Raw genomic sequence first — 21,390 nt, 5'->3', positions numbered from 1 at the left:
TCCCGGCACCGCCGGGCTGATAATGAAGGGGGCCCCTCATGGCCAATCTGAATGTCACCTACGACCAGATGAACAGTGCTGCCGCGCGTCTGCGCGATGGCCAGAGCGAGCTCGAGGCGAACCTGCAGCGCCTGCGCCAGCTGGTCGCGCAGCTCGTGCAGGACGGCTTCACGACGTCGCGCGCGTCGGGTGCGTTCGACTCGTCGTACACCGAGTTCACCACGGGTGCGACCAAGACCGTGCAGGGCATCGAGGGCATGGCCGCGTTCCTCGAGAAGGCCGCTCAGGCGCTGCAGTCCACCGACGAGCAGCTCGCCAGCCAGCTCGGTCAGTAAGCAGCCGCCGCGAGGCCCATCGCGCTCCGCCACGACGACAGCGTCGAGCGGGTGCGGTGGGCCTTTCGCGTGCGTGCACCACGAACCCAACTGCAAGGGATCGTGCGCGACACGCCGGCTGCGCCGCCAGATCGGCGGCGTGTCGGTCATGCGGCCTTGCAGTTGCGTCGGCGCGTCGGCGCGTCGGCGCGACGAGCGCGACAGCGCACGAGGCTCAGCGCGAGTGGCCGAGCACCTTCACGATGATGCCGCGGCGGCGCAGCTCGGCGATCGCGTGCGCCTCTTCGTCGACCGTGCGGCCGAGGGCGTGCTTGTCGGCGACCACGACGACATCGCCCTCGACGAGCCTGCCGAACAGGCGGGTCAGGCGCTCGGCCCAGCTTTCGCCGGTCTCGGGGGCGGGGTGCCGGAACCCCTCGATGGGCACGCCGAACTCGGCCAGCGCGTCGCGCTGGGCGATGACGCTCGGCAGGTCGTCGCGCGCGACGACGAGTCCCACGAGGCGTGACCCGGCCGGGCGTGCCGCCCACCAGTCGGTGCCCGAGACGATGATCGGGACGGCCTCGGTCGTCGCCGGCAGCGCGACCGACTCGGCGTAGTCGGCGGGCGCGCGCCCCGTGGCATCCGTCTGGTCGGTCATCTCGCTCCTTCGCCGGCTGAGCCCGGCTGAGCCCGGCGGACCCATTCTCACAGAACGGGCGTCAGTCGTCTTCACGCAGCCGCAACTCGATGCTCAGCTGGTCGGCGTCGAGCTCGGCGAGGGCGTGTCGCAGCGCGTGCGTGCTGAACGTTCCGCCCGACGTGACCTCGAGCAGGCGGGTGCGCATCGCGTCGATCGTCGCGAGGCGCAGCTCGAGCATGTCGCGGGCGACGACGCTCGTCTCCTCACTCGCGGGCTGCGTGTACCGCTGCGCCACGCGCTCGAGCATGGCCGGGTCGAACGGTGTGCCGTCGCGGCGATGCAGATCGGGGTCGGCGAGGGCGGATGCCGCGGCGCCGCGCAGCTCGGCATCCAATCGCTCCTGCTCGGGGATGTCGTTGCTGTCGGGTATCTCATCGAGCTTCAGGCGTTTGACCAGCCAGGGCAGCGTGAACCCCTGCAGCATGAGGCTGACGAGCGCGACGAGGAAGGCGATGTAGATGAAGATGGGGCGGTCATCGACCGTGCGGGGGATCGTCTGCGACGCCGCGAGCGTCACGACGCCTCGCATGCCGGCCCACACGATGATCGTGCCGTGCTTCCAGCCGAGCGGTGACGAGTGGTAATAGTCGAAGTCGGCGAGGGCGCGTGCGACCCGGTCGCGCATGCTGTCGACACGCCGCTCCCGGCGCTCGGGCGATACCTTGATCCGCTTCGTGAGGCGGCGGGGCTTGCCGCGCAGCACGGTGCGCTCGGGCCATCCGTTCTCAGAGATCTCGTCGAGGCGGGCATCCATCTGCTCGAAGCGGCTGCGGTCGAGTCCGTTCGCGCGGTTGCGGCTGGCCCACAGCAGGAACGCGACGTACGCGGCTCGCACGACGAGCACGATCAGCAGTGCGATGAGCGCGACGACAGTCGGCAGCGCGATGCCCTCGTGGCGCTCGATGACGTCGCTGACGATCTGATCGAGCTCGAGGCCCATGATCAGGAAGATGCCGCCCTCGAGCACGAGTTCGATCGTGTGCCAGTTGACCTGGTCGCTCAAGCGTTGTTCCGGCGTGAACCAGCGCTGCGCGCCTTGACCTGCGACAAGCCCCGCGACCACGGCGGCGACCAGGCCCGAGCCCTCGAGGTGCTCGGTGGGCAGATACGCGAGGAACGGCACCGTGAAGGCGATCGCAGTGCTCGCCGCCGAGCTGCGCACCCACGCGCGCAGCCGCAGCGACACGAAGCCGACCGCCCCGCCGATCACGACGGCGATGAACACCGCCCACGCGAACGCGCCGACCGCGCCGGCGAAAGAGAACGTGCCCGCGGCGACGGCCACCAGCGCCGTGCGCAGCAGCACGAGCGCCGTCGCGTCATTGAGCAGGCTCTCGCCCTCGAGCATCGTCGTGACGCGTGGGGCGATGCCGAGCCGCTTCGCGATGCCCGTTGCGACGGCATCGGTCGGACTCAGGATCGCGCCGAGCGCGACGCCCAGCGCGAAGCCGACGCCGGGCAGCACGAGCGAGAAGAACCAGCCGAGGATCAGCGAGGTGATCACCACGAGGATGACCGCGAGCCCCGTGATCGGGGTGAAGTCGCGCCGGAACTCGATCGCCGGCAGGCGCACCGCGGACGCGTACAACAGGGGTGGCAGGATGCCGATGAGGATGAGCTCGGGATCGATCTCGGGCACGTCGATGAACGGCAGCAGCCCGACCGCGAGGCCCAGCGCGACGAGCAGCAGCGGGCCTGCGACGCCGAGCCGCTCAGCGAGCGCCGTGACGACGGCGACCGCGATGACGGCGATGAGGATGACGAGCAGCAGATCCAACGGCGGCGAGTCCTTTCGGTCGGGTGGTGCTCAGAGCGCGCCGAGGGCGCGGACGGCGTCGCGTTCGGCGACGAGTTCGGCCACCGACGCGTCGATGCGGCGGCGGGCGCGTTCGTCGAGGTCGAGGCCTTCGACGATGCGGTACCCCGAGCCGTCGCTCGTGACGGGGAACGACGAGTACAACCCCTCCTGCACGCCGTACTCGCCACGTGAGAGCACGGCCGCCGACGTCCACCCGTCGCCCGTGCCGAGCACGCTGTCGCGGATGTGTGCGATCGCGGCGTTCGCGGCCGACGCCGCCGACGACGATCCCCGCACCGAGATGATCTCGGCCCCACGGCCCGCGACGCGCGGAACGTAGACCTCGTCGAGCCATTTCGCAGCGGCGTCAGCGCCGCCGAGCCGCTCGGCGAGCACGTCGCGCGCGGCGCGGCCCGCGACGGTCGCGTGGTCGACATCGGGGAACTGCGATGCCGAGTGGTTGCCCCAGATCGTGACCCCGCGGATGCCGCTCGCTGCGGCATCCGTCGCCTGTGCGAGCTGCGCCGTCGCGCGGTCGTGGTCGAGGCGGGTGAGGGCGGCGAACCGATCGGCGGGGACATCGGGGGCCGATGCCGCGGCGATCAGCGCGTTCGTGTTCGCGGGGTTGCCGACCACGAGCACGCGCACATCGTCGGCGGCGACGGCGCCGATCGCGGCGCCCTGCGGGCCGAAGATCCCGGCGTTGGCCGCGAGCAGATCGGCGCGCTCCATGCCGGCGCTGCGGGGCCGCGCGCCGACGAGCATCGCGATGTTCGCACCGTTGAACGCCGTGCGGGCATCGTCGGTGACCTCGACGCCTGCGAGCAGGTCGAACGCGCAGTCCTGCAGCTCGAGCGCGGCGCCCTCGGCGGCCTTGACGCCCTGCGGGATCTCCAGCAGGCGCAGGCGCACGGGCCGGTCGGGGCCGAGCATCGCGCCGGCGGCGATGCGGAACAGCAGCGCGTAGCCGATCTGGCCGCCCGCTCCCGTGACGGTGACGGTCGTGGGTTCCTGGCGTCGCGCGGCATCCATGTCCTGAGCCTAAATGACGCAGGTGGTGTGGTTCCTATGGGCCGCGTACGTACCGCGGTACGGTGAGGCATGACGTTCAACAGCAACGCCGATGTGAGCGGGAGTGGCGCGAAGCGGCGCGGTCCCGGTGGCGGCGCCATCGCCGGCGGCGTCGGCGGACTCGGCGCCATCGCCGTGATCCTGCTCAGCATCTTCACCGGCGGCGACTTCACGAGTCTGCTCACCGGCCAGGGCAGCGGCGGCTCACAAGCCGGCTCCGAGTCCGAGATCAGCCAGTGCGACACGGGCGCGGATGCCAATGCGAACGACGACTGCCGCCTTGCGGCAGGCTCGCTCGCCATCAACCAGTTCTGGGCGCAGCAGGTGCAGGGCTACCGTCAGCCGCAACTGATCATCGTGGACGGCTCGACCTCGACGGCGTGCGGCACGGCATCCAATGCGACCGGCCCCTTCTACTGCCCGCCGGAAGAGACCGTCTACATCGACCCGACGTTCTTCGACGTGATGCGCCAGCAGTTCGGTGCCGACGTCGGCAACCTCGGTCAGCTGTACGTGCTCGCGCACGAGTACGGGCACCACATCCAGCAGATCACCGGCATCTTCGACCAGTACCCGAGCAACGGCACGGGCCCGACGAGCAACGGCGTGCGCACCGAGCTGCAGGCCGACTGCTTCGCGGGCGCGTGGATCTCGGCGATGACGAAGCAGACGGATGCCAGCGGGGTGCCGTTCCTGCAGGCGCCGACCGAGAGCCAGGTGCGCGACGCGCTGGAGGCGGCAGCCGCCGTCGGCGACGACCGCATCCAGGCGCAGTCCGGGGTCGTCAACCCCGACACCTGGACGCACGGATCGAGCGAGCAGCGACAGCGCTGGTTCGCGACGGGGTATCAGAGCGGCGTGGGCGCCTGTGACACGTTCGCCGCGGGAGGGAACCTGTGAGCAAGCAGAGCAAGCGCGTACGCGGGGTGGCCGGACTCGACGGCATCCTGTACCCGGCCATCGAGCCGTACGAGACGGGGTTCCTGCTCGCAGGTGACGGGCAGCGCGTCTACTGGGAGCAGTCCGGCAACCCCGACGGCAAGCCCGTCGTGTTCCTGCACGGCGGGCCGGGGGCCGGCACCTCGCCGTGGCACCGCCGGTTCTTCGACCCGGAGAAGTACCGGATCGTCCTGTTCGACCAGCGCGGCTGCGGCCGCTCGACGCCGCACATGAGCGCCCCCGAGGCCGACCTGCGGTTCAACACGACATGGCACCTGGTCGCCGACATCGAGTTGCTGCGACGCAATCTCGGCATCGAGCGGTGGCAGGTGTTCGGCGGCTCGTGGGGCTCGGCGCTCGCGCTCGCGTATGCGCAGTGCCACCCGGATGCCGTGACCGAGATCGTCCTGCGCGGGATCTTCACCCTGCGCCGGCACGAGCTGGAGTGGTTCTACGAGGGCGGCGCCGCGGCGCTGTACCCCGACTTGTGGGAGGACTACCTCGCGCAGATCCCGGTGCTCGAGCGCTCGCGTCTCATCGAGGCGTATCACCGCAAGCTCAGCGACCCGGACCCGGCCGTGCACGTGCCGGCCGCCGTCGCGTGGACGACGTGGGAGGCATCCACCCTCACGCTCCTGCCCGATCCCGACCTCGTGTCGTCGATGGCCGCGCCCGAGGCCGCGGTGGCGTTCGCGCGCATCGAGAACCACTACTTCCGCCACGGCGGGTGGCTGCGCGAGGGCCAGCTCATCGAGGACGTCGGCGCGATCCGGGGCATCCCCGCCGTCATCGTGCAAGGGCGCTACGACGTGTGCACGCCCATCATGACCGCGTGGGACCTGCACCGAGCGTGGCCCGAGGCCGAGTTCGTCGTCGTGCCGGATGCCTCGCACTCGGCCACTGAGCGCGGCATCGCCCGCGCCCTGCGCGCCGCCACCGACGGCTTCGCCTCCTCCTCTTCCGATCGTTGAGCGAGCGCAGCGTCCCCCCACCGGTCGTTGAGCGAGCGCCGCGCCCCCACCGGTCGTTGAGCGAGCGCAGCGAGACGAAACGTCGCAACCGCGCCGGTCGTTGGGGCGTTTCGTCTCCGCCGCCTGCGGCGGCTCCGCTCAACGGCCGGTGAGGCGCGCGGCTGATAGACTGAAGCCACTTGCCGCGCCGATTCCGGTGCGCTCGCGTCGTAGAACGCTTCCCTCGCTGCCCGGTCCCCACCGGATGATCGGCTGACATTCTTCGTACGGCGACCCTGTGCGCATCCGCGCAGAGGCCACCGATCCGGGCATCCCTGCCCAGAAACACCCCCATGTCTGACATCACTTTCCGCACGCTCGGCGTGCCCACAACCCTCGTCGACGTCCTCGCGAAGGACGGCAAGACCGAGGCGTTCCCGATTCAGGTCGACACCCTGCCCGACACCCTCGCCGGCCGTGACGTACTCGGCCGCGGCAAGACCGGCTCGGGCAAGACGCTCGCCTTCTCGATCCCGCTCGCGGCCCGCCTCGGCGGTGCGCTCGCCGGCGGATCGCGCCGCGCCGGCCGCATCCTCGGTCTTGTCCTCGCGCCCACGCGCGAGCTCGCGACGCAGATCAACGCGACGCTCGAGCCGCTGGCATCCGCCTATGGCATGACCACCACGACGATCTTCGGCGGCGTCAACCAGAACCGCCAGGTCGCGGCCCTGAAGGCCGGCGTCGACATCGTCGTCGCGTGCCCGGGACGCCTCGAAGACCTCATCCAGCAGGGCTTCGTGAAGCTGGATGCCGTCGAGATCACCGTCATCGACGAGGCCGACCACATGGCCGACCTCGGCTTCCTGCCGTCGGTGACGCGCATCCTCGACAAGACGCCGCGCGACGGACAGCGCATGCTGTTCAGCGCGACGCTGGACAACGGCGTCGACAAGCTCGTGAACCGCTTCCTGCAGAACGAGGTGCTGCACTCCGTCGACGAGGCGAACTCGCCCGTTGCCGCGATGACCCACCACGTGTTCCACGTCGCGGGCGCCGACGAGAAGAAGGAACTCGTCCGCACGCTCGCGTCGGGCACCTCGCGCCGCATCCTGTTCATGCGGACGAAGCACCACGCCAAGAAGCTCGCGCAGCAGCTCACGGCGCAGGGCATCCCCTCGGTCGATCTGCACGGCAACCTGTCGCAGCCGGCGCGCGACCGCAACCTCGCGGCGTTCGCGTCGGGTGCCGCCAAGGTGCTCGTCGCGACCGACGTCGCCGCGCGCGGCGTGCACGTCGACGACGTCGAGCTCGTCATCCACGTCGACCCGCCTATGGAGCACAAGGCGTACCTGCACCGCTCGGGTCGCACCGCCCGTGCCGGCGCGGAGGGCTCGGTCGTGACGGTGGTGCTGCCCGGTCAGGAGAAGGACGTCAAGGACCTGCTGCGCAAGGCGGCCATCACGGTTACGCCCGTGCGCGTGAGCGCGACCTCGCCCGAGGTCACGGAGCTCGTCGGCGAGGTCGCCGCGTACGTCAAGCCCGAGCCGAAGGCCGAGCAGCCGCGCGGTGGCGGTCGCAGCCAGGGTGCCAACGCGCAGCGCAAGCGCGCCGCGCGCGAGGGGCAGGGTGCGTCGCAGGGTGGCGGTCAGGGCGGCGGCCAGGGTCGTGGTGGCTCGGGTCGCGGTCAGGGCGGCCGCGGTGGCGCGGGCCAGGGCGGCGGCCAGGGTAGCGCCGGGCGCGGCGGCGCGGGCCAGGGTGGTGCCGGGCGCGGTGGCGCGGGCCAGGCCGGGCAGGCAGGCCAGGGCGGCCAGCCCCGCAAGGATCGCTCAGGTCGCCCCGCGGGCGAGCGCTCGGGCCGTTCGGCCGAGGCGCAGCGCTCCGACAAGGCATCCGGAACCCCTCGCACGTCGGGTCGTCGGGCTTCGCACTCCGGCGGCAGCACGGGCGGCAAGCTCATGGTCGGGTCGGTCGTGCGCCAGAACGGCGGCGGCCAGCGTCGCGGGCGCTGATCCCAGCCGCACCTGGCCTGCGCCGGTCATAGCGCGCCGCGGGCGCCAGACCCACCTTCCCGGCGCACCCACCGGTTTCCACGCTCGCAGAACAAGTGGCGCTCCGGACCAGCTCGCAGCGGTTGAGCTGTTCCCTGGCGCCACCTCTTCTGCAGCGCTACGAACGAGGTGGCACCCCGGATCAGCTCGGCGCCCCTGAGGTGGTCCGGCGCGCCACCGCGATCTGGCCGCCCCCAGTCTGTGGGCGCAAATGGCCCCCTCGGTGCACGTGAGGGGGTCATTTGGGTCATCCATTTTGGTGTGCCCAGAAGCTGGTGGCGCAAATGCCTACCTCGCTGCGCGTGAGGGGCTCATTTGCGCCATTCATTCGGATGCCCCGGTGCACAGCCCCGGCTCGCCCCGGCGAACAGCCAGCCAGCCAGCCCCAGCCAGCCCCAGCCCCAGCAGCCCGCCCCCAGCGCCCAGCCCGCCCCCCGCGCTTACGCCCCAAACGCCTTCACGAGGGTCACGCCCATGGCGGCCCAGTTGCCGTCGATGCGGAACCGCGTGAAGCCCTCGCACACGGCCGCGCCCGTGCGGGCGGTCACGAACCACGGCGGCTTCGGCAGCACAGATAGCCCGTGCCCGCGCACGGCCGTCGACACCGACCGCGGGAACGGTCGGAACGGGCCGCGCACGACCGTGCGCTCGACGCGGTCGAGCAGGAACGCGTTGTGCACGATGCCGATGCCGCTCGGGGCATCCGAGACCGTGCCGCCCGGGTAGGCGCCCCACGTCGCGGTCGGGGTGAGGAAGCCGAACGCCGTCCACGAGTTGATCGCGACGGTGCCGTAGTGCAGGTCGGCGATCGCGCGCTCGAAACCGGCGCCCAGGGCATCCTGTGTCACGGGATCGATCAGGACGTTGGCCCCGAGCGTCCCGGTCAGCCGGTCGTTCGCGTGCGCGACGGCGCCGTCGAGGAACTCCTGCCCGACGCCGGGCAGTGCGACCACGCCGAGCACGGGCGAGAAGTACTCCGTCGTCTCGAGCGCCTCGGCGTGGTCGGGGTCGGTGTCGATCAGCGCGCGCGTGCCGCCGCCGCACCACGTGGCATCCGGATACGCCGTGCGCGCCGCGTCGAGCTTGCCGGCGCTGTTCGGGTACCAGACCGGGCGCTGCGGAGCCCGGTCGTACGCGCGCCGCAGTTCGGCGAGGAACTGCTCGCGCTGCGCCCAGTCGCGGCTCACGATCACGACCTGACCCGCGATGCAGTTGTGGCCGCTGTTCTGCAGCCGCATCGTGGCGACGTGCTCGGCCTGGAAGCGCAGGTCGGCCCGCGACCACTCGCCCGGCACGATGATGATCGGCGAGACGCCGCCGAGCTCGGCCGTGATCGGCACCGACAGCCCCGGCACGATCGCGCGGAACGTCGCCTCCGACCCCGTGATGTGCACGTGCGCGATCGACGGATGCCTCGTCAGGTACGCCCCGACCTCGCCCCCGCCGCGCACGATCCGCAGGAAGCCGGGCTCGATCAGCGGCGCGAGCGCGCGCTCGAAGACGGGCACGAGGGCATCCTGCGTCGGGTTCACCTTGAGGATCGCGACGCGGTTGCACGCGAGCAGCTCGTACATGACGTCGAGGTAGGGAATCGAGGTGATGTTCCCCGCGCCGAGCACGAGCCCGACGCCGCCGGATTCGGACGGATGCCGCTGCCCGAGCCCCGCGGCGGCGCGCGCCTCAGCGGCGGTCACGCCCGGCTCGAGCCACACTTCGGTGCGGTAGCCCGACAGCAGGAGCGCGTCGGTCGCATTCACGGGCGACGTGTGCACGACGGTGCGTCCGCCCGGGGCGGTGCCGGTCGTGAGCTTCGCGATGGGCGAGCGCCCGGCCGCGAGCGCGCCGAGCGTGTCGGCGTAGGCATCCAGCGCGGTGAGCGCGGCGTACGGCCCCGACAGCCATTCTTCGCCGCGCAGCGGATGCCCCGGAGCGAGCCCCTTCGAGGTGGTCGCGACGTCGGCCCATTCGGCGGCGACCGCTGCCGTCGCGGCGCGCACGCGCGTCAAGAGCGTGCGGCGCTGCCCGAGAGTGAGCAGGCTCCAGGCGCGCGCGCCGGTCTGCAGGTGCGTGATCGCCTCGTCGAGGGGTGCGAACACCGCGTCGGCCTGGCTGTCAGCGGTCGTGGTCACGGCACTCTCCCTTGGATGGACCGGGCGACCCGGCAACCTGAGAGTACCCCCGCCCGAGCCTCAGATCAGTGCGAGCTCGCGCAGCTTCGCCTCGACGTCGGCGTTGCTGGGCTCGACGTGGTGCGTGGCATCCGGGTACACGACGACGGGGATGTTCGTGCGACCCGAGATCTCGCGCGCGACCTCGACGGCGGCAGGCTCTGCCTCGAGGTCGATATAGGTGTACTCGATGCCGAGGCCGTCGAGCTGCGCCTTCGTGCGGCGGCAGTCGCGGCACCACTCGGCACCGAACATCGTGATGCCCTGGGCGGCAGCAACAACCTGGTCGGCGGCGGCAACCTGATCAGCGGCGGCGGCCTCAGCGGCGGGGGTCTGGTCGTTCGAGGAAGTCATCCCTCCAGCGTACGACCGGATGCCTGGGCGAGGGCCGACTGCGGCGACGGGGCGCCGACGCGCTTGGGTGCGTACACCCACAGCGCGTGGAAGACGAAGCGAACCACGAACGCCGCGACCAGGGTGATGCCGGCCGCGAAGACGGAGGGCAGGTGCGCGCCCTGCACGAGCAACGACAGCACGGGGATGCGGATGAGCGCCTCGATATTGTTGAAGACGAACGACTTCACGAACCGACTGCGCATGCGCCCCGACTCGGAGCGCATATCGGCGAACACGAGATACTCGAGCAGCAGGAAGTTGCCGATGATCGTGACTTCGCTGGCGATGATCGCCGCCGGCACGTAGTCCATGCCGAGGCGGATCAGACCCCACATGATCACGAGGTTCGCGATCGCGCCGACGCCGCCGACGAGGGCGAACGCCGACATGCGGCCGAACCGCAGCATCGCGAGTTGCGTGAGGAAGCGGATGCCCTGTGTCAGGCTCGCCTTCGACTCACCGGCGTAGCGGGTCGCGAACGCGAAGGGCACTTCGCCGACGCGCAACTGGCGGCGCGCGAGGATCTCGAGCAGGATCTTGAACCCGCGCGGGCGCAGCGAGTCGAGGTCGACCGTCTCGCGGTCGAGCAGGAAGAAGCCCGTCATCGGGTCGGAGCAGCCGTGCAGCTTGCGCGGGAACATCGCCTTCGTCAGCAGCGTCGAGCCGCGCGAGACGACCGTGCGGGTGGCGCCGGCGAGCCCACCCGCCGTGCCGCCTGCGACATAGCGCGAGGCGACGACGACGTCGACATCGCCGACGGCGGCGCGGTCGATCATGCGCGGGATGTCCTCGGGTGGGTGCTGCAGGTCGCCGTCCATGACGAGGCACCAGCGCGCCTGCGCGGCGCGGATGCCCTCAACGACTGCTCCGCCGAGACCGGCGTCGGGCTCGTCGCGGTGGATCAGCCGGACGGGGAAGTCCGTGGCATCCGCCACCCCGCGAATGATGGCTGGGGTGTCGTCGGTCGAGTCGTCGACGAAGACGACCTCGAACTCGCGTCCCTGCAGCGCTGCGCCGAGACGGCGGACAAGCTCTGCGACGTTCGGACCTTCGTTGAAGGTCGGCACGATGACGGTGAGATCCATGCGGTGGGGCTCGCGAATCGACGGCGGATAGGTCGTCTCAGCGTAACGGCCCGCATGAGGCGTCTGCTGTGTGGGATCTGTCAGTTCGTTATGCGACGACGAACTGTCACCGAATGTTCATCCGATGAGCTCCTGCACGGCCGCGACGCCCATGCCGAAGTTGATCCGCACGCAGGGCAGGGCGAGCTTGTCGGTGCCGACCTTCACATACCCCTGCTCGATCGTGCGGGCCATCTCGAACCCGGCGAGGCGCAGCCCTTCCTTCGAGCGGTCGTCGTAGTGGCCGAACGGATAGGCCATGATCTCGGTCGCCCCCGCCGTGACTCCCACCGTGCGCAGCTGATCGGCCGAGGCGGTCATGTCGGCGGCGATCTCTTCAGGGGTGAGGTTCACCATGAGGCCCTTGCCGTTCTCTCCGGCGCCATGCATGCCGTGCGTGTGCGAGCGCGGCAGGATGAACGCGTTCTGCGCGGCCGCACCGTCGCCCGTGATGTCGAACGAGGTCGCCATCACCTGCAGCTGCTCATTGATGGGGGATGCCATCGTCAACCACGTCGGGTCGGCGTCGTCATCTGTGACGATGACGGCGTGGTCGGGCAGGTAGAGGGCACCGTCGATGAAGGCGCTCAACTCGTCCCACGTGGGCAGGTAGAACGCCTGATCCTTGATGTACTGCATCGAGGCGCGGTAGTCCTCGATGTAGGAGTAGTTGCCGCGCAACCAGCCCTCTTCGCCGCCGGGCTTGTCGGTGAACTGGTGGTACATCATGATCGGCACGCGCGCGCCGGCTGCCGCGACCGCATCCGGCGTGGTCCACGCGCCGTAAAGAGTCGTCTGCTGGTCGGTGCACGAGACGAGCCGCGACCCGTTGACGCGCACGGCAGGGCTCGAGGCGCCGGTCGCGGGGTCGGCAGATGCCGCGGCCGCGGCCGCCTGATCGGCGTACCAGCCGGCGAAGGCGCGCCCGTCGGCGCGCGGGATCGGCAGGTGGTCGTACAGCCGATCCTGCACCTGCAGCTGCGGATCGACCGCCGTGCCGTCGAGGACGAAACTGACGGCGCACGCGCCGGTCACGTCGGGGTTGTCGGCGAGCAGCTGCTCGGCGGCGGTCAGGGGAGTGGGTGTCGGCGTGGGCGTCGTCGCGGCGACCGGAGTGGCCGTCTGCGGTGTCGCCTGCGTCGGCTCGGCGGCGCAGCCGGCGAGTGCCACAGCGGTCAGTGCGAGTGCTGCGAAAGTGCCGACGGCGCTGCGTGCGCGACGTCGAGCGTGGCTGATGCGCACGCGGTTCCCCGTTCTGGCATCCGATCCCAGTTCGTATGCCTCTCACATCGTAGAACCCGGGCCCGACATCCCTGGTAACGCCAGGCCCTCCCTCGTGCGCGCGCTTCGGCGTAGCGTCGAGGGCATGGATCATCGCAGCGAGGTCCGCGAGTTCCTCTCGACGAGGCGCGGCCGCATCACACCCGACCAGGCGGGGCTTCCCGCGTTCGGCGGCAACCGGCGGGTGCCGGGCCTGCGCCGCGAAGAGGTGGCGCTGCTGGCCGGCGTCAGCGTCGATTACTACACGCGGCTCGAGCGCGGCGATCTGTCCGGGGCATCCGAAAGTGTCCTCGACGCACTCGCGCGGGCGCTGCAGCTCGATGAGGCCGAGGCGGCCCACCTGTTCGATCTCGCGCACACGGCGAACGCGTCGCCGGCCGCACGGCGCCCGCGCAAGAAGGCGGATGCCGTGCGCCCGAGCATCCAGCGGCTGCTCGACGCGATGACCGAGGCGGCGGCGGTGCTGCGCAACAACTATTACGACTACGTCGCCGGCAACGCGCTCGGTCGCGCGCTGTATTCGCCGGTGTTCACCGAGGCAGACCCCAACAGCGCGCGCTTCGCGTTCCTGAATCCCGCAGCGCAGGAGTTCTACCCCGATTGGGATCGCAACACGCAAGAGCTCGTAGCCACGATGCGGGGTGAGGCCGGGCGCAACCCCTACGACAAGCGACTGAGTGACCTCGTCGGCGAACTGTCGACGCGGTCCGAGCGCTTCCGCACCCTGTGGGCGGCGCACAACGTGCGCTATCACCGCAGCGGCGTGAAGCGGCTGCGGCATCCGGTCGTCGGCGAGCTCGAGCTGACCTACGAGGCGTTCGAACTGCCGGCCGACCCCGGCATGACCCTGTCGACGTACACGGCCGAACCGAACACGCCGTCGGCCGATGCGCTGAAGATGCTCGCGAGCTGGGCGGCGACCAATGCGGCGACGAACGAGCAGCGCGAGCCGCTGCGCGGGGCGAATGCCGCCGCAGAGGTCGGCGCGGACGGCAGCGGGGAGATCGCCGCCGAGTGAGGCGGCGCCGGGCGCGCGGGACTCTGAGTGGGAGGATCGCCGTATGCCCGAGTTCACCCTGTCTGTCTGCGGTCCCGTCTCGTGGAACCACATCCTGGTGCTCGACACGCTGCCGGCGCCGGTTCCGCACATGCAGTTCGCGCGCGACGCGTGGTGGACCGTCGGCGGAACCTCTGCCGGAAAGGCACTGCATCTGCAGGCGCTCGGCAGGCATCCCGTGCTGCACGCGCTGATCGCGGACGATGACGCCGGTCGCTCCGTCTCGCGATCGCTTGCCGCGGCCGGGGTCGAGGTCCGCGCGTACCCCTCCGAGCACACGGAATCCCATGTCAACCTCATGGACCCGACCGGCGGACGGGTGTCGCTGTACGTCCAGGTGCCTACTGCGCCGTCGGACGAAGCCGTTGCGGAGGTCGCGCGAGGGATGAGCCGCAGCACTCACGCGATCGTCGATCTGAGTCCTTTCGGCGCGGCAGTCCTGGCGACGCTGTCTGCGGCACCGTCGAAACCCATGATCTGGGCTGACCTTCACGACTACGACGGCACATCCGAGTTCCACGAACCGTTCGTGCGCCACTCGGATGTGGTGTTCATGAACGATGACGCCGTCGACGATCCGTGGCAGCTACTCGATTCATGCCTCGCACGAGGACCGCGTCTGGCCGTGTGCACGCGGGGCGCGCAGGGGGCGATCGCTCTCGAGGCGGGAGGCCGCCGCACGAGTGTGCCGGCAGCCGCGGTCGGCGTCATCGCCGACACGAACGGCGCCGGCGATGCGTTCATGGCGGGATTCCTCGACGCATACGCGCGCGGCGCGAATGTCGCGGCGTCGTTGTCGGCCGGCGCCGAGCAGGCCGTCGTGGCGCTGACGACGCGACACCTTCATCCGCTCCTCGACGCGGCGAACCCGGAGCACGACCGCTCATAGGAAGCGCATAGCGCACACAGGGAGGGCGCCTGAGATGGCCCGGCACGATGTCTTCATCGGACATCAACCCGGACTATCGAAGGAGGCCCATCATGGCTCGCATCCCCGAACCCGACCAGACCCCGGAAGGCCCGGCGTACGAAGGTCGACTGCTCGACCGCGCGGACGAGGAGGTCGTCGACCAGGGCGTCTCCTTCGATCTGCGCACCCTCATCTCGCGGCGCGGCATCCTGAGCCTTGTCGGCCTCGGCGCCGGCGCGGTGACCCTCGCGGCGTGCTCCGCCGCGACGAGCAGCGCCTCGCCCACGACGAGTTCGAGCGCCACGAGTGGCACGACCTCGACGCCGTCCGCGTCGGCATCCGCCAGCGCCAGCGCGACCGCGGTGGCCGACCTGCCGTCGGCCGAGATCCCCGACGAGACGGCGGGGCCGTACCCCGGTGACGGCTCGAACGGCCCCGACGTGCTCGAGACGAGCGGCATCGTCCGCAGTGACATCCGCTCGTCGATCGGCGGCGGAACCACCGCCGACGGTGTGCCGCTGACCTTCTCGATCACGGTGACCGACATGGCGAACGGTGACGTGCCCTTCGAGGGTGTCGCCGTCTACGCGTGGCACTGCGATGCCGAGGGCCGGTACTCGATGTACTCCTCGGGTGTCGAGGACGAGACGTACCTGCGCGGTGTGCAGGTGGCGGATGCCACGGGCACCGTGACCTTCACGTCGATCTTCCCCGCCTGCTACAGCGGGCGCTGGCCGCACATCCACTTCGAGGTCTACCCCGATCTGGACTCGACCAGCGACTCGACCAACGCCATCGCGACCTCGCAGATGGCGATGCCCGAGAGCGTGCTCGCCGACGTCTACGCCACCTCGGCGTACACCGAGTCGACGCGCAACCTCAGCCAGGTGACGCTCGCGACCGACAACGTGTTCGGCGACGACAGCGGCGCGCTGCAGCAGATCGCCATCACCGGCGACGTCGACTCGGGGTACATCTCCTCGTTCGTCGCACGCGTCGACACCACGACCACCCCCACCTCGGGCTCTGCTCCGTCCGGCGGCGGCGGAAACCGCTGACCTTCACTTCACGTCAGGCATCTCATGTAAGGAGAGAACCATGTTGCAGAACCTCACCGGCTGGCACGCCGTCATCATCCTCGCGATCGTCGTGCTCATCTTCGGAGCCACGAAGCTCCCGGCCCTCGCGCGCAGCCTCGGGCAGTCCGTCCGCATCCTGAAGGATGAGGCGGCCGACCCGGCCAAGCCCGAGACCACGGCGGCTTCGGCCGACGCGGCTTCCACCGACGCGCAGGCGGATGCCGTGGCATCCGCGCCCGTCACGACCACGCTCGCCGCGGTGCCTCCGGCACCGGTCGTGCAGCGACAGACATCATGACCAGCGCCGCCGTCGCAGCGGGCCGGATGCCCCTCGGCGATCACCTTCGCGAGGCGCGCACCCGACTGATCCGCTCGGCGGCGGCTCTCGTGGTCGGGCTCGTGCTCGGCTACCTGCTCTCGGACCAGCTGCTCGAGATCCTGCGGGCTCCGATCGTCGAGCTCGCCGAGGCGCGCAACGCGAGCCTCAACTACGACAGCGTGACCGGCGCGTTCGACCTGAAACTCAAGATCGCGCTCGTCTCCGGCATCGTCGTCTCGAGCCCGGTCTGGCTGTACGAGCTGTTCGCCTACCTCGTACCCGGGCTGAACCGGCGCGAGAAGAAGTACGCCTTCGGCTTCCTCGCGGTCGCACTGCCGCTGTTCATCGCGGGATGCGTGACCGGCTTCGCACTGTTCCCACACATGGTCGAGGTGCTCGCGAGCTTCGCTTCGACCGAGGACTCGACGATCCTGCAGGCGTCGTACTACGTCGACTTCGTCGTCAAGATCATCCTCGCGACCGGCATCGCGTTCGTGCTGCCCGTCTTCGTCGTGATGCTGAACTTCCTCGGCGTGCTGTCGGCGAAGGCGATCGCCCGCAGTTGGCGCGTCGTGGTCATCGCGATCGTGCTGTTCAGCGCGATGGCGACCCCGTCGGCCGACGTCCTGTCGATGTTCCTGCTCGCCGGAGCCATGACGGTGCTGTTCCTCGGGGCGTGGCTCATCGCCCACCTGCACGATCGTGCGGTCGCCCGTCGCGCCGCGCGACTGACCCTTCGGGAGGCGTGACATGTTCGGCATCACCGTGGAGAAGCTCATCCTGGTCGGCCTCGTCGCCGCCTTCATACTCGGCCCGCAGCGCATCCCCCAGTACGCGGCGGCGCTCGGCCGCTTCGTCCGCGACCTGCGGGCGTTCATCGATACCGCCCGTGCCGCGGCGCAGCGCGAGACCGAGGCGATCCTGCCGGTCGCAGGCCTTGAGGACCTCCGCCGCTACGACCCGCGCGCCATCGTGCGCGATGCCCTGCAGGGTGAACCGCCGGCGAGCGCCGTGGCGGCGCAGGCTGGGCAGACGGATGCCGCGGATGCGGCGGCCGAGCCTGGGTCAGCGGCGCCGGGGTCGTCCGCGCCCGCGTCGGCACTCGTGTCGCCCACGTCACCGTCGGCCCCAGCGCTCGCGGCGCCCGCGGCGCCCGAGCCCGCGGCGGCACCCGATCCGATGCCGTCGTTGCGGCGGCATCCGTCGGTCTCCGGCACCTCCGGCCACCCGCGCCGCCTGCTCGACATCGGGCGCGTGCCCGCGGCGCCCGCCGAGCTGCCCGCGGCGGAGCTGCCCGCGGCTGAGGTGGAGGCCGACAGCCTCGCGCTCGCCGAGCGCTGACCCAACAAACCACATCTGCGCGAGAAACCACGGCACCGCCTGTTTCTCGCGCAGATTGTGGTTTCTCACCCACGGCACCCGCGACGAAGTGCGTCACCGCTGACACACTTCGTCGCATTCGCGCGCTCCGGCGCGCCCGCGTGAGGCGGATACCCCGCATTCGCGCCGTGAAAAACACCAGGCCAGCGGCGAGAACGCCGCACAGCCGCGCGTACCGCCCGCTGCCCGCCTGAAACGCGGCGACACATTCGCACGCTCGGTCGCGTGGCCTCCTGCAGGTGTTCGTAGTCTGACTGCACACCGCGAGACAGCGAATCCCAGGAGCACGAGATGACCACCACGCACGAGAGCCCGGCCACGGCCGCCGCCGTGCGCGCCGGCGTCGCTCCCGCGGCCCTCGCTGCCTCGCCCGCCGCCCTGGCCGCCGCGCCCGCGCGAATGTGTCGCGCGCGAATGCGCTGTCGCTGCGCGCGCTGATCAGCGCCCTTCCGCAGCCCGCATCCCCTCCCGCCGCCCCAACGTTGGGGCATCCGCACGCCCGCGCATCCGCGCCCCGGTACATCCGCACCCGCGCACCCAAGCGCACGTGCCGCCCACACCCGTACACCCGGCTCATCCAGGAGAACCCATGTCCGACATCCTCATCGGCGCCGACGAACTCGCCGCCCTCACCGCCGCGGACGAGCGCGTGCGGATTCTCGACGTCCGCTGGCGACTCGACCGGCCCGACGGTCGCCCCGAGTACCTCGACGGCCACATTCCGGGCGCGGTATATGTCGACCTCGACCATGAGCTCGCGCAGCACGGCGCACCGACCGATGGACGGCATCCGCTTCCGCCGATCGAGGTGCTGCAGGCTGCGGCCCGCCGCTGGGGCATCGACGACGGCGACACGGTCGTCGTGTACGACGACCTCAAGTCGCTGTCGGCCGCGCGCGCGTGGTGGGCGCTGACGGATGCCGGCGTCGCCGACGTGCGCATCCTGGACGGGGCGCTGCGCGCCTGGAAGGCCTCGGGCCGCCCGCTCGAAGACGGCGCCGTCGTGCCCGCGCCGGGGTCGGTGACGCTCACCGGCGGACACCTGCCGCGCCTCACGATCGACGAGGCCGCCGAGGTCGCCGCGACGGGAACGCTCATCGACGTGCGCGCCGAGGAGCGCTACCGCGGCGACGCCGAGCCGATCGACCCGCGGGCGGGGCACATCCCGGGTGCGATCAACCTGCCCACGACCGCGAACGTCGACGCCAACGGGCGCTTCCTGAGCCCCGCAGCCCTGCGCGAGCGCTTCGCCGACATCGATGCAGACCGACCGATCGGCGTCTACTGCGGCTCGGGCGTCACGGCATCCCACGCCTTCGTCGCCCTCACACTCGCCGGCTTCGCACCCCGCCTGTACGGCGGGTCGTGGAGCCAGTGGTCGAACCACACCGACCGGCCCGTCGCCGTCGGATCGCAGCCCGGTGCGCTCGCACCGGCCGAAAAGGAGAACCAGTCATGACCGTCGAGTTCATCAGTGCCATCAACACCCGTCCGGGTGACGAACTGAACCCGCAGCGCGGGGGCCGCGCGCTCGATCACGCCTACCTGCGTCGCTACGCGCGCACGCTCGAAGACGCGGGCTTCGACTACACGCTCGTGCCGTACGGCTCGGTCAGCGCCGACTCGTTCGTCGTCGCGACTGCCGTCGCCGCAGCGACCGAGCGGATCAGGCCCATCGTCGCGGTGCGCCCGAACACGGTGTTCCCGACGGTCGCGGCCCAGCAGCTCGCGACGCTCGACCAGCTCTCCGACGGCCGCGCCGTCGTGCACATCATTTCGGGAGGCTCCGACGCCGAGCAGGCCCGACAGGGCGACCATCTCTCGAAGGACGAGCGCTACGACCGCTCGGAGGAGTGGATCCGCATCGTGCGCCGCGCCTGGACCGAGAAGGCGCCGTTAAGCCACGAGGGCCGCTACTACCGCTTCGAGGACTTCGGCCCCGGCTTCCCGACGTTCGGCGAGATCCCGATCTCGGTCGGCGGATCATCGGATGCCGCGTACCGCGTCGGCGGCGCCCTCGGCGACATCTTCGGCCTGTGGGGCGAGCCGCTCGCCGACACCCGCGAGCAGATCGCCCGCGTGAACGCCGAGGCCGTCGCGGCCGGGCGCAGCGACCGCCCCCGCATCTGGGTGACGTTCCGCCCGATCGTCGCCGAGACCGACGAACTCGCGTGGGAGAAGGCGCACCGCCACGTCGCGCAGGTCGCGGCCACCTACGAGGGCGCGGGCCTTGTGCCGTTCAAGCACTACGGCAAGGGCACGCCGCAGAACATCGGCTCGCAGCGCCTGCTCGACGCCGCGGCCCGCGGCGAAGTGCACGACCGCGCGCTGTGGACCAAGCCCGCCGAGGTGACGAACGCGTCCGGGGCATCCACCGCCCTCGTCGGCTCGTACGAGACGGTCGCCGCGGCGATCCTCGACTACGTCGACCTCGGCGCCGACCTCATCTCGATCCGCGGATACGACAACCTCAACGACGCGATCGACTACGGCCGCTACGTGCTGCCGCTCGTGCGGCAGGAGCTCGCGCACCGCGAGGCGACGGGTCAGCGCGGCCAGATCGTGCCGCAGCCGCCGATCGTCGAGGGCGCGCGCGAGCTCGCGGAGGTCGCGGGCGCATGAGCACGACGGAGGCCGTGGGCGCCCGCAGCGCGCAGCAATGGGGGCAGGCGCGAACGGATGCCGAGACCCTGCGCTCGCTGACCGACGCGCTTGCGCTGCACGCCCCCGCGCACGACCGCGACGCGACCTTCCCCTGGGAGGGCATCGCGGCCGTGCACGAGGCGGGCCTGCTCACGGCCTCCGTCGGACGTCGCTACGGTGGCACCGGGCTGACCGCTCGCGAGACCGTCGACGCCTTCCTCGCGCTCGGCGAAGGAGACCCGGCCGTCGCCCTCATCTCGGCGATGACGGTGTTCCAGCACGCGGCGCAGGATGCCACGCCCACGTGGCCCGCAGCGCTCTACGAGCGCGTGCTCGCCGACTCGGCCACCCGCCCCGTGCTGCTCAACGCCGTGCGCGCCGAGCCCGAGCTCGGTGCCCCGGCCCGGGGTGGCCTGCCCGCCACGACAGCACGCCGCACGGCCGACGGCTGGTCGGTGTCGGGGCACAAGGGCTTCGCCACCGGGTCGGAAGGCCTCGCGTACCACCTCGTCTGGGCCATCACCGACGAGGACGAACCACGCGTCGGGCACATCATCGTGCCGGGGGATGCCCCGGGCATCCGCCTCGAGCGCACGTGGGACCACCTGGGCCTGCGCGCCTCGTCGACGCACGACGTCATCTACACCGACGTGTGCGTGCCGTTCGAGAACTTCTCCGGCGCACCGGTGGGCACGGTGCCGAACAACACGGCACCGCACTCGCTGTTCGCGCTCGCCGTGCCCTCGCTCTACGTCGGTGTCGCGCGTGCCGCCCTCGCGGCGTTCACGACGTTCGCGCAGGAGCGCGTGCCGACCTCACTCGGCCGGCCCATCGCGACGCTCGACCGCATCCAGACCGTCGCCGGTGAGGCGAAGGCGCAGATCGTGCAGGCCGAGCTCGTGCTGTCGGCGCTCGCCGCCGATGCGGATGCCGGGCGCGTGCGCCCCGACGCGCTCGGCCTCGCGAAGCTGCTCACGTCGCGCAGTGCGATCGCGGCCGTGCAGGCGATCGTCGCCGCGATCGGCAACCCCGCTCTCACGCGCAGCCTGCCGTTCGAGCGCCATCTGCGCGACGTTCTCTGCTCGCGCCCGCACCCGCCGCAGGACGACGCAGCGCTGCTCGCGGCGGGCCGCGCCGTGCTCGGCGCCTGACCGGCCAGCCCCGCGCCAACACCACCAGACCCACCACCCGCACCCACGCCAAGACCACC

General features: G+C 71.0%; 20 protein-coding genes. 13 read left to right on the top strand and 7 right to left on the bottom strand.

The features are described from left to right. Nucleotides 1–38: 38 nt before the first annotated feature. On the top strand, nucleotides 39–335 hold the full coding sequence (locus BGO46_RS11155) for a WXG100 family type VII secretion target (protein WP_292673974.1): 297 nt from the start codon (nucleotides 39–41) through the stop codon (nucleotides 333–335). A 214-nt stretch (nucleotides 336–549) separates the two neighbouring features. Here the strand turns inward: BGO46_RS11155 and BGO46_RS11150 are convergent, their stop codons facing one another. The 3 genes from BGO46_RS11150 to BGO46_RS11140 all read right to left on the bottom strand — a co-directional run bounded on the left by BGO46_RS11150 (nucleotide 550) and on the right by BGO46_RS11140 (nucleotide 3,847). Continuing rightward, the gene (locus BGO46_RS11150; RefSeq protein WP_292673977.1) at nucleotides 550–975 is read right to left on the bottom strand and encodes a dehydrogenase; all 426 of its coding nucleotides are present in this window, start codon (nucleotides 973–975) and stop codon (nucleotides 550–552) included. 61 nt (nucleotides 976–1,036) lie between these two features. Further along, nucleotides 1,037–2,794, bottom strand: a complete 1,758-nt coding sequence (locus tag BGO46_RS11145) for a sodium:proton antiporter (RefSeq protein WP_292673980.1) — start codon at nucleotides 2,792–2,794, stop codon at nucleotides 1,037–1,039. Nucleotides 2,795–2,824: 30 nt separating this feature from the next. After that, nucleotides 2,825–3,847, bottom strand: coding sequence for a malate dehydrogenase (locus BGO46_RS11140; protein WP_292673983.1), 1,023 nt, complete (start codon nucleotides 3,845–3,847; stop codon nucleotides 2,825–2,827). Between the two features lie 69 nt (nucleotides 3,848–3,916). On the opposite strand from BGO46_RS11140, the gene BGO46_RS11135 reads away from it, so the two are divergent. The 3 genes from BGO46_RS11135 (at nucleotide 3,917) to BGO46_RS11125 (ending at nucleotide 7,784) form a co-directional block, all read left to right on the top strand. After that, nucleotides 3,917–4,786 carry a neutral zinc metallopeptidase gene (locus BGO46_RS11135; protein ID WP_292673986.1) on the top strand — a complete coding sequence of 290 codons (870 nt, stop codon included), beginning with the start codon at nucleotides 3,917–3,919 and terminating at the stop codon, nucleotides 4,784–4,786. Continuing rightward, nucleotides 4,783–5,796, top strand: a complete 1,014-nt coding sequence (gene pip, locus BGO46_RS11130) for a prolyl aminopeptidase (RefSeq protein ID WP_292673988.1) — start codon at nucleotides 4,783–4,785, stop codon at nucleotides 5,794–5,796. The genes BGO46_RS11135 and pip overlap by 4 nt, the downstream gene beginning before the upstream one ends. Nucleotides 5,797–6,128: 332 nt before the next feature. Then, nucleotides 6,129–7,784, top strand: a complete 1,656-nt coding sequence (locus BGO46_RS11125; RefSeq protein WP_292673990.1) for a DEAD/DEAH box helicase — start codon at nucleotides 6,129–6,131, stop codon at nucleotides 7,782–7,784. A 479-nt stretch (nucleotides 7,785–8,263) separates the two neighbouring features. Here BGO46_RS11125 and BGO46_RS11120 read toward each other — a convergent pair whose 3' ends face one another. From BGO46_RS11120 to BGO46_RS11105, 4 genes are all read right to left on the bottom strand, one after another. After that, complete coding sequence (locus BGO46_RS11120; protein WP_292673992.1) at nucleotides 8,264–9,952, bottom strand: aldehyde dehydrogenase family protein; 1,689 nt, start codon at nucleotides 9,950–9,952, stop codon at nucleotides 8,264–8,266. Between the two features lie 60 nt (nucleotides 9,953–10,012). Then, on the bottom strand, nucleotides 10,013–10,246 hold the full coding sequence (locus BGO46_RS11115) for a glutaredoxin domain-containing protein (RefSeq protein WP_292674247.1): 234 nt from the start codon (nucleotides 10,244–10,246) through the stop codon (nucleotides 10,013–10,015). A 95-nt stretch (nucleotides 10,247–10,341) separates the two neighbouring features. Then, entirely contained in the window at nucleotides 10,342–11,472 is a 1,131-nt protein-coding gene (locus tag BGO46_RS11110) for a glycosyltransferase (RefSeq protein ID WP_292673995.1), read from the bottom strand. Nucleotides 11,473–11,589: 117 nt separating this feature from the next. Then, nucleotides 11,590–12,753: a polysaccharide deacetylase family protein gene (locus BGO46_RS11105; RefSeq protein WP_292673998.1), complete on the bottom strand. Its 1,164-nt coding sequence runs from the start codon at nucleotides 12,751–12,753 to the stop codon at nucleotides 11,590–11,592. A gap of 124 nt (nucleotides 12,754–12,877) precedes the next feature. Here BGO46_RS11105 and BGO46_RS11100 point away from each other — a divergent pair, with 124 nt between their 5' ends. From BGO46_RS11100 to BGO46_RS11060, 9 genes are all read left to right on the top strand, one after another. After that, entirely contained in the window at nucleotides 12,878–13,810 is a 933-nt protein-coding gene (locus BGO46_RS11100; RefSeq protein WP_292674001.1) for a helix-turn-helix transcriptional regulator, read from the top strand. A 43-nt stretch (nucleotides 13,811–13,853) separates the two neighbouring features. Further along, nucleotides 13,854–14,738 carry a PfkB family carbohydrate kinase gene (locus BGO46_RS11095; protein WP_292674004.1) on the top strand — a complete coding sequence of 295 codons (885 nt, stop codon included), beginning with the start codon at nucleotides 13,854–13,856 and terminating at the stop codon, nucleotides 14,736–14,738. A gap of 92 nt (nucleotides 14,739–14,830) precedes the next feature. Continuing rightward, a complete protein-coding gene (locus BGO46_RS11090; protein ID WP_292674007.1) occupies nucleotides 14,831–15,817 on the top strand; it encodes an intradiol ring-cleavage dioxygenase in 987 nt (328 codons plus the stop codon). A gap of 40 nt (nucleotides 15,818–15,857) precedes the next feature. Then, nucleotides 15,858–16,136, top strand: coding sequence for a twin-arginine translocase TatA/TatE family subunit (locus BGO46_RS11085; RefSeq protein WP_292674010.1), 279 nt, complete (start codon nucleotides 15,858–15,860; stop codon nucleotides 16,134–16,136). Next, nucleotides 16,133–16,906 carry a twin-arginine translocase subunit TatC gene (gene tatC, locus BGO46_RS11080; protein ID WP_292674012.1) on the top strand — a complete coding sequence of 258 codons (774 nt, stop codon included), beginning with the start codon at nucleotides 16,133–16,135 and terminating at the stop codon, nucleotides 16,904–16,906. The genes BGO46_RS11085 and tatC overlap by 4 nt, the downstream gene beginning before the upstream one ends. A gap of 1 nt (nucleotide 16,907) precedes the next feature. Continuing rightward, complete coding sequence (locus BGO46_RS11075) at nucleotides 16,908–17,498, top strand: twin-arginine translocase TatA/TatE family subunit (RefSeq protein WP_292674013.1); 591 nt, start codon at nucleotides 16,908–16,910, stop codon at nucleotides 17,496–17,498. Nucleotides 17,499–18,126: 628 nt separating this feature from the next. Next, entirely contained in the window at nucleotides 18,127–18,996 is an 870-nt protein-coding gene (locus BGO46_RS11070; RefSeq protein ID WP_292674015.1) for a sulfurtransferase, read from the top strand. Continuing rightward, nucleotides 18,993–20,159 (top strand): LLM class flavin-dependent oxidoreductase, encoded by a 1,167-nt coding sequence (locus tag BGO46_RS11065; RefSeq protein WP_292674017.1) that lies wholly within the window; start codon nucleotides 18,993–18,995, stop codon nucleotides 20,157–20,159. The genes BGO46_RS11070 and BGO46_RS11065 overlap by 4 nt, the downstream gene beginning before the upstream one ends. Beyond that, on the top strand, nucleotides 20,156–21,331 hold the full coding sequence (locus BGO46_RS11060; RefSeq protein ID WP_292674020.1) for an acyl-CoA dehydrogenase family protein: 1,176 nt from the start codon (nucleotides 20,156–20,158) through the stop codon (nucleotides 21,329–21,331). The genes BGO46_RS11065 and BGO46_RS11060 overlap by 4 nt, the downstream gene beginning before the upstream one ends. Nucleotides 21,332–21,390 lie beyond the last annotated feature (59 nt).

It is taken from the genome of Microbacterium sp. 70-16, assembly GCF_001898315.1.
Taxonomy (GTDB): domain Bacteria; phylum Actinomycetota; class Actinomycetes; order Actinomycetales; family Microbacteriaceae; genus Microbacterium.
Note: the sequence above shows the minus strand (reverse complement) of the source record. Positions and strands in the feature narration are given on the sequence as shown.

Coding starts and splice junctions, on each gene's coding strand:
- BGO46_RS11090 (WP_292674007.1), top strand. CDS start 14,831: ATGGCTCGCATCCCCGAACCCGACCAGACCCCGGAAGGCCCGGCGTAC.
- BGO46_RS11075 (WP_292674013.1), top strand. CDS start 16,908: ATGTTCGGCATCACCGTGGAGAAGCTCATCCTGGTCGGCCTCGTCGCC.
- BGO46_RS11155 (WP_292673974.1), top strand. CDS start 39: ATGGCCAATCTGAATGTCACCTACGACCAGATGAACAGTGCTGCCGCG.
- BGO46_RS11150 (WP_292673977.1), bottom strand. CDS start 975: ATGACCGACCAGACGGATGCCACGGGGCGCGCGCCCGCCGACTACGCC.
- BGO46_RS11060 (WP_292674020.1), top strand. CDS start 20,156: ATGAGCACGACGGAGGCCGTGGGCGCCCGCAGCGCGCAGCAATGGGGG.
- BGO46_RS11070 (WP_292674015.1), top strand. CDS start 18,127: ATGTCCGACATCCTCATCGGCGCCGACGAACTCGCCGCCCTCACCGCC.
- BGO46_RS11125 (WP_292673990.1), top strand. CDS start 6,129: ATGTCTGACATCACTTTCCGCACGCTCGGCGTGCCCACAACCCTCGTC.
- BGO46_RS11140 (WP_292673983.1), bottom strand. CDS start 3,847: ATGGATGCCGCGCGACGCCAGGAACCCACGACCGTCACCGTCACGGGA.
- BGO46_RS11085 (WP_292674010.1), top strand. CDS start 15,858: ATGTTGCAGAACCTCACCGGCTGGCACGCCGTCATCATCCTCGCGATC.
- tatC (WP_292674012.1), top strand. CDS start 16,133: ATGACCAGCGCCGCCGTCGCAGCGGGCCGGATGCCCCTCGGCGATCAC.
- BGO46_RS11065 (WP_292674017.1), top strand. CDS start 18,993: ATGACCGTCGAGTTCATCAGTGCCATCAACACCCGTCCGGGTGACGAA.
- BGO46_RS11115 (WP_292674247.1), bottom strand. CDS start 10,246: ATGTTCGGTGCCGAGTGGTGCCGCGACTGCCGCCGCACGAAGGCGCAG.
- BGO46_RS11100 (WP_292674001.1), top strand. CDS start 12,878: ATGGATCATCGCAGCGAGGTCCGCGAGTTCCTCTCGACGAGGCGCGGC.
- BGO46_RS11135 (WP_292673986.1), top strand. CDS start 3,917: ATGACGTTCAACAGCAACGCCGATGTGAGCGGGAGTGGCGCGAAGCGG.
- BGO46_RS11095 (WP_292674004.1), top strand. CDS start 13,854: ATGCCCGAGTTCACCCTGTCTGTCTGCGGTCCCGTCTCGTGGAACCAC.
- BGO46_RS11110 (WP_292673995.1), bottom strand. CDS start 11,472: ATGGATCTCACCGTCATCGTGCCGACCTTCAACGAAGGTCCGAACGTC.